This window comes from Olivibacter sp. XZL3 (assembly GCF_004368405.1).
In the GTDB taxonomy this organism is placed as follows: domain Bacteria; phylum Bacteroidota; class Bacteroidia; order Sphingobacteriales; family Sphingobacteriaceae; genus Olivibacter.
Genome location: NZ_SBJH01000117.1, coordinates 19,290 through 30,985 on the forward strand (window position 1 = coordinate 19,290; position 11,696 = coordinate 30,985).

An 11,696-nucleotide genomic window follows, 5' to 3' on the forward strand; every position below is an offset into this window, starting at 1 on the left:
CCGAAATTACGTAATACAGCCATGCAGCATTTTATAGAAATTTGCAGTATCAGATAACTATAAAATTTTTAAGCAATGGAAAATAAAGAATTTCAATTCAAGACAAACATCAATTGTGGCGGTTGTATCGCATCAGTAAAGCCTCATTTGGATAATGCAGAGGGCATCTGCCATTGGGAAGTGGACACAGCCAATAAGGACAAAGTACTTACTGTGAAGTCAGAGGGCATTACAGAGCAGGAAGTGATATCGACGGTACAAAAGGCAGGCTTCAAAATAGAGCCGTTGAATGCCTAAGCATAAAAAGGGGAAAATGCCCATTCTACCACTGATTGTCAAAATATTAGGTTTTCAGGTAAGGGCATTTTTTCCGTATTAAAGAAAGACAATCAGCAGGGTAAGTAATTTTTTTGGTTTGTATAACAAAAAGATGTAAAACGGTAAAAAAAACGAATCTTCTTTGTAACTTTGTGGCGTTGAAAAATTTGAGGATACATATAGGCATTTTAACACTGTTGTGTTTGGGTTTCTTTCTGATGCCCAATCTAAGTTATGCCTGTCCCAAAAATGCAACAACGGCTGAGAAGGCTGCCTGTTCCAAGAAAAAGTCCGCCAAAGCAGAACACCAGGCAGGTTGTAAAGATAAATCCTGTAACAAATGCAAGCATGGCAAAGGCTGCGGGGGCAATTGTAAACATAACTCTTGCAGGTGCGGCGCTTCCGTAACTTCTTTAACCATACCAACTCCCATCGACTTAAAAGCAAAATATCCTTTTGCAGCAGCTAAAAAGCAAAAATTCGGTTTCAAAGAAGCCTATTATTCCTCAGGCTATTACTCCATTTGGCTACCGCCTAAAATAAGCTAAACCTATGGCCTGATAGCCATAGGTGTGCCCTTTCAAAAGCAACTTTCTGCTTTTGAACTTCCCCTATTTGTATCATTTATTCAAAACTTTAACCAGGAAAGGGGTGCTAATACCTCGTTTCTAAAAAAGTAATTATTATGAAATCATTATCGAAGATGGTGATGGTAATCGCTGTATTACTATCATCAATTAACGGTTTTGCACAGATCAAGAATGCGAAAACGGAAACCGTAAAGATCTACGGTAATTGTGAAATGTGTAAAACCACCATCGAAAAAGCAGGTAATGTAAAGAAGGTAGCCAGCGTGGATTGGAATAAAGATACCAAAGTGGCTACACTCACTTACGACAGCGACAGAACAAACCAGGATGAAATCCTGAAGCGTATTGCTTTAGCCGGGTATGACAATGAGAAGTTCCGCGCACCCGATGACGTATATGCAAAACTGGCTGGCTGCTGCCAGTACGATAGACCCTTGAAGACGGTTGCCAAAAATAAAGAGGCGGGTAAGGATATGGCGGGTATGGATATGACCGGCATGAAAACAGAGCACGGCAATCATGATCACAGTAAAATGGATGCCTCAGCTAAAATGACGGACCCCCAGGATCAGTCACCGCTAAAACCTGTATTTGACAGCTACTTTTCAGTGAAAGATGCCCTGGTAAAGACCGACGCTGCCACCGCAGCCGCCAAAGCCACAGAATTGGCAGCAGCCATCAAAGCGGTAGATATGAATAAGCTGTCGGCACAGGAACATACGGCCTGGATGAAAGTAATGAAAGACTTAGCGGCCAATGCAGCGAGTATTTCAGCATCAAAAGATGTAGCAAAACAAAGAAATGGCTTGGCAGCACTTTCAGGTAATATCTACGAACTGGCGAAAGTTTCCAAGCAGGACGTTCCCGTTTACTACCAGCATTGCCCTATGTATAATGGAGGCAAGGGAGCCAATTGGCTGAGTAAGGAGAATGGAATAAAAAATCCATTCTATGGCTCACAAATGCTTAGCTGCGGCAGCACGGTAGAAACCATCAAATAACAGATCTGAACGCTATGGTACAGTACGATGACATGGTGCAGGCGCTCAAAGAACTGAGACAACGTGGGTACAGTATGGACTTTAGTCTTTTACCGGACTGCCTGTACTGTGCATCAAGGAGCCTGAAGCTAAAACCGGAGGATTTTACGGTAACGGAAACACATAGGTTTGAAAGCCTCGACAGCAGTCCTGATAACAATGCAGTTGTGTACGCGATATCGTCCAATGACGGTAGGAACAAAGGGGTACTTGTTGATGCCTATGGTACTTATGCCGGTGTGATGACCCATGAGATGGCAAAAAAATTAAATGCACATAAATTTTAAACCCCCTTGTTATGAATAAATACACTTGTCCGATGCATCCGCAGGTACTAAAAGACGAACCGGGCAAATGCCCGCTCTGCGGTATGACATTGGTGCCAGTTGGCAGTACAACAGCTTCTCATAAGCATACATCAGGACATGGGCATGCTGAGCATTCTTCTCATGATCATGAAAAAGAGGGCTTTAATAAGCATGCAGGGCACCATACCGGGGATTTCCTGAAACGCTTTTGGGTAAGCCTGGTCATTACAGTTCCTATCCTGCTGTTATCACATATGATACAGCAATGGTTGGGTTTCAGCCTTGCTTTCACTGGCGATAAATATGTATTGCTGGCACTCGGAACCACAATTTATCTCTATGGAGGCTTACCCTTCCTGAAGGGAATGATGGGCGAGATGAAGGCAAAAGCCATAGGGATGATGACACTTGTTGCCATTGCCATATCCGTAGCCTACATCTATTCGGTGGCCGTTGTGTTTGGCCTGCAGGGCATGGATTTCTTTTGGGAACTGGCAACCCTTATCGACATCATGCTTTTGGGGCATTGGCTGGAAATGCGTTCCCAGATGGCTGCTTCCCGGGCATTACAATCACTGGTGGCCTTACTGCCAAACGATGTCACCGTTGAACGAAACGGAGAAGCCGTAAAAATAAAGCTCGAAGAGCTGCAAAGCAATGAAACGGTCATCATAAAACCGGGGGAAAAAATTCCGGCCGACGGCTTGGTACTGGAGGGCGTTTCTTACATCAACGAAAGTATGCTTACCGGGGAAAGTGTTCCCGTAAAAAAGGAAACGAACAGTAAGGTGATCGCAGGATCTATCAATGGCGATGGTGCGTTGAAGGTAAAGGTAACAGCAGTAGGAAAAGACAGCTACCTGAACCGGGTGATTAACCTGGTACAGGAGGCACAGGCTACTAAGTCCAATACGCAGAACCTTGCTGACAAAGTAGCCAAATGGCTCACTTTTATTGCCATTGCCGTTGGCATAGGCACATTCGTTTATTGGTTTGCCAGCAGTGGTGATACTGCCTTTGCCCTTGAAAGGATGGTTACGGTCATGGTAACCGCCTGCCCGCACGCATTGGGTGTGGCTATCCCGTTGGTAGTCGCCATTTCCACCACACTTTCGGCGACTAATGGTCTGCTCATTCGCAACCGGACGGCATTTGAAACAACCCGGAAGCTATCTACCATCATTTTTGATAAAACCGGAACGCTCACCAAAGGCTCCCATGCAGTGGAAAAAGTTATCCCGTTAACGGACGAGTATAAGGCTGATGAAGTGATCCAGTATGCTGCCGCAGTACAGCAAAATTCGGAGCACCATATCGCAAAAGGCATCATGGCAATATTAAAAGAAAAGGGCCTTGCCTTATGGAAGTCTGAAAACTTCAGCTATATGCAGGGCATCGGTGTTAAAGGTGTTGTCAAAGGGAAAAATGTAGTAGCTGCGGGGCCAAATTATTTCAAAGAAAACCGCCTTTCCTTACCGGAAATTCCAGCAGAAATCAACCAGGAAGCCGAAACGGTCAACTTCGTTCTCATCGAAAATCAGGTAATCGGCATCATCACTTCGGCAGACAGCATCCGGGAGGGTTCCGGACAGGCAATTGATGAACTCAAAAAAATGGGTATTAAGTCCTTTTTGCTCACCGGGGACAATGACAGGATTGCTGCTGCGGTGGCCGGAAAATTAGGAATGGACGGTTATCTGGCAAATGTGCTGCCCCATAACAAGCAGGAAAAGGTAAAAGAGTTCCAGGATAAAGGTGAAGTGGTTGCCATGACAGGTGATGGTGTCAATGATGCACCTGCACTGGCGCAGGCAGACGTGGGTATTGCCGTAGGTTCCGGTACGGATGTGGCTGCCGAAACAGCGGACATCATATTGGTGGACAGTGATCCCAGGGATGTAGTTAAGCTGATTGACTTCGGTAAACTCACCTACAAAAAAATGGTGCAGAACCTGATATGGGCGGTGGGTTACAACGTTGTGGCAATTCCACTTGCAGCAGGTGTCCTCTATCCAAAATTTATTTTAAGTCCCGCTATGGGTGCTGTGCTGATGAGCGTAAGCACGATTGTAGTGGCCATTAACGCAAGTTTCTTAAAAATCAAAAATTTAAATCTAAAATGAAAAACATAGCATTTTTAGTAGCAATCGCTGCCGTTTCCTTTACCACTTTGTCCTCTTGTAACAAAGATGACAATGGAGATATGCCAATGGACAAAAATATTGATTACCCCGCAGCATACGTGGTCAATGGTGAAAGCGCCACCGTTTCAATTATCAAGCTAAGCGATAATACGGTGAGCGAAACCTTTGACATCATGAACTCCGGTGGTAATATGATTATGTGGCCGCATCACATTTATAGCCATCAAGATCATTTAACCATCGGTGTGCCTGGTATGGATTTGAGTGCAGGCCATACTGGCGGCATGGCAGGCATGAAAGGGCGTATCCTGATTCTGGATGCAAAGAAAGGAACCATTTTAAAGGATATTGAAACACCGGCAATGAACCACAATGCCGTTTATTCACCGGACGGTACAGAAATATGGACAACGCAAATGGCGATGGATGGAAAGGTGTTGGTTTACGATGCCACCACCTATGCTGTCAAAAATACAATCTCTGTAGGTGAAGATCCGGCGGAAGTAACCTTTAGCATGGATGGGACAAAAGCCTACGTGTGCAACGGTGGCAGTGGTACAGTTTCAGTGATCAGTCCTTCTGCAAAAACGGTGGTAGCTACCCTGACCGTAGGCGATGATCCTGTCGGAGCCTGGCCTGCAGGTAACGGCAAAATGTATGTGGACAATGAGGCTTCACAGACCATTTCAGTGATTGATGTAGCTACCAATACGGTAAGCGAAACTGTTAGTTTAGGTTTTATGCCCGGATTTGCCGCCCATAACGCGTCAAAAAATGAACTATGGGTAACTGACCCTATGAATGGGAAAGTTCATTACTGGACTTGGGACAATGCCATGAGTATGTGGATGCACGGGGGTGTATTTAATACCGGTGCAGGAGCGCACGCCATTGTATTCACACAGGACGGAAATACCGCTTATGTCACCAACCAGGAAAGCAATACGGTTTCAGTAATCAACGTATCATCACATGCCGTAACAAAGACGCTTAACGTTGGTAAAAAGCCCAATGGCCTCGTGATAAAAATGTAAAAAAAAGGTGGCATAGAGGCTATCATCTATACCACTACCAATAACTCTTACCGGTTGCCGGTACTGCATAGTACGGTGGTAACCCTAACTTAAAATACTTATTCAATTTAAAAATTAATAAAATGAAAAATTTCGCATTATCAGTCTTCGCAGTTATCATAACATTTATAGCAGTATCCTGTACTGAGTCTTCAAACAAAAACCAGTCTGGAACGGATACCACTGCCGTTTCTGAAGGGCAGGCGACTTCCCAATCAAATGATACCTTAACCGCCCCTGCCGCTACCGATACATCAAGCGGTAAACAGCCAGGCGAATCAGTAAATGCCGCAGCCAAAGGATTTTCCATTGCGCCCATCATTACCGGCTACCTGTCATTAAAGAATGCTCTCGTTTCAGACGATGACAAAGCTGCTGCCGGAGCAGGTAAAAAACTCTTAGCTGCTTTGAACCAGGTAGACATGAAAGCCATTCCCGCCGATAAGCATAAAAAATACATGGACATAGCGGATGATGCAAAAGAACATGCGGAGCATATCGGGGAAAATGTTGGCAACATCCACCACCAACGCGAACATTTATCCTCGCTTAGCGAAGATTTGAAAGACCTGATTGATTTGTTTGGTTCATCACAAACATTGTATCAGGATCATTGCCCGATGTTCAACGACAATAAGGGAGCTGTTTGGTTCAGTGAAAACAAGGAAATCAAAAACCCTTATTATGGCTCGAAAATGCTGACCTGCGGTAAGGTGCAGCAAACAATTAACAGCAAATAAAAATCAGTTATATGGAAAATATGGAAAACAGTCACCATGCACACCATGCTTCAGCGCATGGTGTGCACAATTCAAAACATGCTTCTGGCATGTACAAACGCTTTGCGGTGATGGCTGTCGCAATGTTCGGAGTTATGTATTTTATCATGTACGCCATGATAGACGGGTGGCAGAACCTTCTACTCAATATCAACAATTTGTATATGACCTTGCTGATGACCTCGGCAATGTTGCTTATTGAATTATTGATCATGAAGATGATGTACCCCAACAGGAAGATGAACTGGTTGATAGCAATAATTTCAGTCGCCGTTGGCATTTTTTCATGGTTTGGTATCAGGGAACAACTCAATGTCGGGGACAAGCAGTTTGCAAAGGGTATGATACCCCATCACGCAGCAGCCATACTGATGTCTGAAAAGGCTCACCTGACCGACCCGGAACTGATACAGTTACAAAAAAACATACTTAAAACTCAGGCAGAAGAAATTGAACTGATGAAGCGCAAACTAAAAGAGTTTGAGAATGATAAATAGGACGATGATAAAATTCAAAAAATAATTCAACATGAGCAAAGTATTAATCGGCTTGCTTTCCCTGTTAACCCTGCTATGCACCGCTTGCGGGCAGACAGGGTCTGATAAGGCGGAAGCAACACACCATCACCCGGAGGCAGTCGCAACAGGCCACGAACATAGTATCCAAAAAGGCGAATTGGTCCCCTCAGATGAAGTCTGCATGGTCAACGATGCCTATATGGGCAAAAAGCAGTTTGACGTAAAATTTCAAGGTAAAACATACTACGGATGCTGTGAAATGTGCAAAGAGCGCATTCCAAAAGATGCCAGCGTTCGGGTGGCAACGGACCCGTATTCCCACAAGCAAGTGGATAAAGCTGTAGCGGTGATTGCCGTTACGGGGAACAACGGCGAAGTATCCTACTTTGAGAGTAAGGATAATTACGACAATTATTTTAAAAAACAGTAGTCACATTTTAAATGAAGCCACAATATTATGTCCTTAAAAAAGAAAATCATATTGGGGTTGGCTGTTATCTTAATCGGCATACAGTTTTTTCAGCCGTTACGAAACCAGTCGGATGAAGTAACCGCCTCTCATATTGAAAGGGTTTACAACGTACCCCAAAACGTAAAGGCCATCCTTACCCAATCCTGCTATGACTGTCATAGCAACAATACCCGCTATCCGTGGTACAGCCGTATCCAGCCCGGGGCATGGTATATGGCACGGCATATCAAAAAAGGCAAAGAGGAACTCAACTTTAGCACCTTTGGCGAGTATTCAGCCCGCAAGCAGCGAAATAAGTTCAGGGCAATGGCGGGTCAGGTCAAGGACGGGGAAATGCCGTTGTCGTCATATACGTTGATTCATCGCAACGCAGTATTATCACAGCAGGATAAGCAGGTTTTGGTTAATTGGTTTGGCACAATGGAAGACAGTATTAAATAAAAATTTCAAATAATGAATAGATATAAAGACATACCCATAAAAATACTGCAAACAGTACTGATACTGCTTTGCACGCAAACCCTGTTTGCACAGAAGGTAGTGCATTACGAGCTGTATGTAAAAGATACCCTCGTAAACTATGCAGGAAAGCAAAAAAGAGCGATTGCGGTAAACGGGCAAATACCCATGCCCACGCTTACATTTACCGAGGGAGACACTGCCGAAATTGTAGTACACAACCTGTTAAAGGAAAATACATCATTACACTGGCATGGCGTATTCCTGCCCAATAAAGAAGATGGTGTACCCTATCTTACGCAACAGCCGATTAAGCCCGGTACTACCTATACCTACCGTTTCCCAATTATCCAGCACGGTACACACTGGTATCATTCACACTCAGGATTGCAGGAACAAATAGGAATGTACGGCAGTTTTATAATGAACAAGCGTGCAGACGATAAGACCTTTAGAAAAGGAATCGACGATTTGCCCACCTTACCCATTGTCCTGAGCGAATGGACAAATTATAACCCTAACAACATTAACCGGATGTTGCACAACGCCAATGATTGGGCTGCCATTAAAAAGAATGCAACGCAGTCATACGTTGAAGCTATCAGGGAAGGAAAATTAGGCGTGAAAGTAAAGAATGAGTGGAAACGGATGCTGGCAATGGACGTAAGTGATGTGTATTATGATAAGATCCTTATGAATGGCAACAATTCGCCGGAGTTAAAGTCGGTGGATGGAAAAACATTGAAGGCTGGGGATAAAGTCCGTCTTCGTATCTCCAATGGCGGTGCATCTTCTTATTTCTGGCTGCGTTACGCCGGTGGTAAAATTACCGTAGTGGCAAACGATGGTAACGACGTGGAGCCAGTTGAGGTGGACAGGTTAATTATTGCCGTATCCGAAACATACGATATAGTGGTCACTATTCCTGATGATGGTTTGGCGTATGAATTTTTGGCGACAACCGAAGACAGGACACAATCGGCAAGCTATTTTATCGGTAATGGGGTAAAGCAGCTTATTTCACCGCTGCCGAGACTGAAATACTTTGAAGGGATGAAGATGATGAACGATATGATGAAGATGAACGGCGACCTGGACGATATGGGTATGAAGATGAGCCTGAACCAAATGGATATGAATGTGGTCATGTACCCCGAAATTACAGGAGAAGCAGGAAAAAAGGCTGACCATAGTAAGCATGGCGGAATGAATATGGATAATGACCCCAACCGTTATAATGCGAATGCTTTGGGAGATATTGTTACTTTAAATTATTCCATGCTCAAATCTCCCTACAACACATCACTACCTAAAGATGCACCCGTAAAAAACATAAAATTCACCCTTACCGGGAATATGAACCGCTATGTTTGGAGCATGGACAACAGGGTACTTTCTGAAACGGATAAAATTCCTGTCAAGAAAGGTGAAATACTACGCATTACGATTTACAACAACTCCATGATGCGCCATCCCATGCACCTGCACGGGTTTGATTTCAGGGTGCTAAACGGTAAAGGAGAGCATTCACCGCTTAAAAATATCATTGATATTATGCCGATGGAAACAGATACCCTTGAGTTCGCAGCAAATACGGAGGGCGACTGGTTTTTTCACTGTCATATTTTGTATCACATGATGTCGGGCATGAACAGGGTGTTTGCTGTAGGCGATTACCAAAATCCCAACTTACCCGATAAGGCTAAAGCCTATAGAACCTTACAGCGGGAAAGCAACATGCCACATTTCATGGCGCAAAATGACTTTGCCACAAACGGAAATGACGGAACGGCAATGCTGCAAAACACGAGGTGGAACCTGAGTTCGGAATGGCGTTTAGGTTACAATGATATGCACGGCTACGAGGTGGAAACACATTTAGGCAGGTATTTGGGCAGAATGCAATGGTTTATGCCATTCATAGGTTTTGACTGGCGTTACCGCAGACTCGGTATTGATGAGCACGAAAAGAATTTATTCGGGCAAAGAAATGAGAAAGACACCCGCAGACAGTTTAGCTTAGGATTTATCTATACGCTGCCGATGCTGGTTAACTTCCAGGCAGAGGTATATCACGATGGAATCGTCCGGTTGCAAATGATGAGAGAGGATATTCCTATATCCAAAAGATTACGGGGCGGCTTTATGGTGAATACGGACTTTGAATACATGGGGGAACTTAGTTACATCATCAACAAAAACATCGGCATCCGCACTCACTACGATAGTGATATGGGATGGGGTGTCGGATTATCATTGACCTATTAAGATGGATAAACATAACGATGATATTTACTGGTCTGATGCGTAATCTTCTTACCGAAGAGATTAGATCCTTGTAAAATAATATAAAACTGTATAACCAATATTTATGAAAAAGGCAAATTACACCCACAAGAATTTAGTTATTGAAATTCTTGCATCGTCATTTGACACCAACGCAAGTGTTAACTACATTATTAAACAGGATAAACATAGAGAGAAACGAATACGTGCACTGATGGACTATTCTTTTGACATCTGTATGATGTTCGGGGACGTTTTTCTTTCTGATGATGAGAAAGCTTGCGCTTTAATTGTTTATCCAGAAAAAAAGAAAAGTACTTTTCGTTCATCAGTGTTAGATTTAAAACTTATCCTTCGATCTGTAGGAATAAGTAATATAAACAAAACCTTAAAGAGGGAGAAACTCATAAAGAACATTCAACCCAAAATAATCATGTCTTATCTATGGTTTATTGGAGTTGATCCTTTGGTACAAAATCGGGGTATAGGAAGTAAGATGCTCCAGGAAATAATCAATTTCAGTAATTCTTCTAATCGTCCTATTTATCTGGAGACATCAACAGTCAAGAATCTGCCGTGGTATGAAAGATTTGGATTTGAAGTTTATAATGAACACGACCTCACTTACCATTTGTATTTTTTTAAAAGAGATGTAAAATAACTGGCAATGTTGGTATTTGGAACACAAATGCACATCGTCACATTTCTTTTCGTGAGCATAGAATTTGTGATTTTCTTCTATCTGGTGATATTTCGTTTAGCCAGACCAGATGATAAAATCACTATGCTCAATCTAATCCTGATTTTTCTGCTGCTGGTTTATAATATCACCGGAGGTTTACTGCCTGATCCGAAACTGCCCGGAAGCTTTTTTTTACAGGAAATAATTGCATATGCTACCGGGTTCATCACACCCTGTTATTTCCCCTATTACGTTTTCAAAGCTTTTGATCTAAAAAAGCTTAGGTTTCACGCGTATAAAGGTGTGTATCTGTTCCTCATTTTGCCTTACTGCCTTTTTGTTTTTGTTTTTTGGATTTCGGACGACCTACGGTCCGCACAAAATCTTCTGGTCATTCCGGTACTCTATGCAATTTGGGTGATTGTTTCTCTGGTTAAAGCCATTCGCTATAAGTATAGTAATGATTTCAGTAGCCTTGAAGCAAAACAGGAGATGATTGTATTATTATTCAGCCTAACACCGTGGATTGGTTTACCGATTATTGATTACTTTAAATTCGGACAGGCAATGGAAGCATCTATTACCAATATTGGCTTCCTGTTATTGTTCGGCTTACAGGTGCATAGGAATGTAACACAGCTACGGATAGAACATGGAAAGCTGCTTGAATCGGAGCAACGATTAAAAAGTTGGAATGCTGATTTGCAGGATGAAGTGAATAAACGCACCAAAGAATTGGAAAAGATCAATGAACAGAAGACCAACAACTTCATTAACCTCGTTCATGAAACAAAAACACCGCTTACGTTGATTAAAAATTATCTCGACGAATACATATCCAAATTTGGTTCTGGTCAGGAGTTGGACGTAATAAAAGGTGGCGTAGATAAACTAACTGCTGATGTAATAAACCTGTTCGACATTGAACGGTTTACAAAAGGGATAGACAATGTAAATCGTCAGCAAAAAGTGGACACGATATTTTAAAAACTTAAGGAGTGTTTTCATCAAAAACGTTAGATTTAAT

General features: G+C 42.9%; 12 protein-coding genes. All 12 read left to right on the forward strand.

Translation table 11 applies throughout. From position 1 onward, the window contains the following. The first annotated feature begins 75 nt into the window (after positions 1 to 75). Positions 76 to 297 carry a heavy-metal-associated domain-containing protein gene (locus EPX21_RS22115; RefSeq protein ID WP_134092068.1) on the forward strand — a complete coding sequence of 74 codons (222 nt, stop codon included), beginning with the start codon at positions 76 to 78 and terminating at the stop codon, positions 295 to 297. A 706-nt stretch (positions 298 to 1,003) separates the two neighbouring features. Next, positions 1,004 to 1,909: a DUF3347 domain-containing protein gene (locus EPX21_RS22120; RefSeq protein ID WP_134092069.1), complete on the forward strand. Its 906-nt coding sequence runs from the start codon at positions 1,004 to 1,006 to the stop codon at positions 1,907 to 1,909. 14 nt (positions 1,910 to 1,923) lie between these two features. Further along, on the forward strand, positions 1,924 to 2,235 hold the full coding sequence (locus EPX21_RS22125) for a phosphoribosylpyrophosphate synthetase (protein ID WP_134092070.1): 312 nt from the start codon (positions 1,924 to 1,926) through the stop codon (positions 2,233 to 2,235). Positions 2,236 to 2,246: 11 nt separating this feature from the next. Beyond that, on the forward strand, positions 2,247 to 4,379 hold the full coding sequence (locus EPX21_RS22130; protein WP_134092071.1) for a heavy metal translocating P-type ATPase: 2,133 nt from the start codon (positions 2,247 to 2,249) through the stop codon (positions 4,377 to 4,379). Beyond that, entirely contained in the window at positions 4,376 to 5,434 is a 1,059-nt protein-coding gene (locus EPX21_RS22135; RefSeq protein ID WP_134092072.1) for a YncE family protein, read from the forward strand. Before EPX21_RS22130 ends, EPX21_RS22135 begins: the two co-directional genes overlap by 4 nt. Before the next feature lie 122 nt (positions 5,435 to 5,556). Continuing rightward, positions 5,557 to 6,213 carry a DUF3347 domain-containing protein gene (locus tag EPX21_RS22140; RefSeq protein WP_134092073.1) on the forward strand — a complete coding sequence of 219 codons (657 nt, stop codon included), beginning with the start codon at positions 5,557 to 5,559 and terminating at the stop codon, positions 6,211 to 6,213. Positions 6,214 to 6,224: 11 nt separating this feature from the next. Next, on the forward strand, positions 6,225 to 6,749 hold the full coding sequence (locus EPX21_RS22145; RefSeq protein WP_134092074.1) for a DUF305 domain-containing protein: 525 nt from the start codon (positions 6,225 to 6,227) through the stop codon (positions 6,747 to 6,749). 31 nt (positions 6,750 to 6,780) lie between these two features. Then, positions 6,781 to 7,200: a hypothetical protein gene (locus EPX21_RS22150; RefSeq protein ID WP_134092075.1), complete on the forward strand. Its 420-nt coding sequence runs from the start codon at positions 6,781 to 6,783 to the stop codon at positions 7,198 to 7,200. Between the two features lie 27 nt (positions 7,201 to 7,227). Further along, positions 7,228 to 7,683 carry a heme-binding domain-containing protein gene (locus EPX21_RS22155; RefSeq protein WP_134092076.1) on the forward strand — a complete coding sequence of 152 codons (456 nt, stop codon included), beginning with the start codon at positions 7,228 to 7,230 and terminating at the stop codon, positions 7,681 to 7,683. Positions 7,684 to 7,695: 12 nt separating this feature from the next. Then, positions 7,696 to 9,969 (forward strand): multicopper oxidase family protein, encoded by a 2,274-nt coding sequence (locus EPX21_RS22160; protein ID WP_134092077.1) that lies wholly within the window; start codon positions 7,696 to 7,698, stop codon positions 9,967 to 9,969. A gap of 103 nt (positions 9,970 to 10,072) precedes the next feature. Continuing rightward, positions 10,073 to 10,648 (forward strand): N-acetyltransferase, encoded by a 576-nt coding sequence (locus tag EPX21_RS22165; RefSeq protein ID WP_134092078.1) that lies wholly within the window; start codon positions 10,073 to 10,075, stop codon positions 10,646 to 10,648. A 6-nt stretch (positions 10,649 to 10,654) separates the two neighbouring features. After that, the gene (locus tag EPX21_RS22170) at positions 10,655 to 11,656 is read left to right on the forward strand and encodes a HAMP domain-containing histidine kinase (protein ID WP_134092079.1); all 1,002 of its coding nucleotides are present in this window, start codon (positions 10,655 to 10,657) and stop codon (positions 11,654 to 11,656) included. Positions 11,657 to 11,696 lie beyond the last annotated feature (40 nt).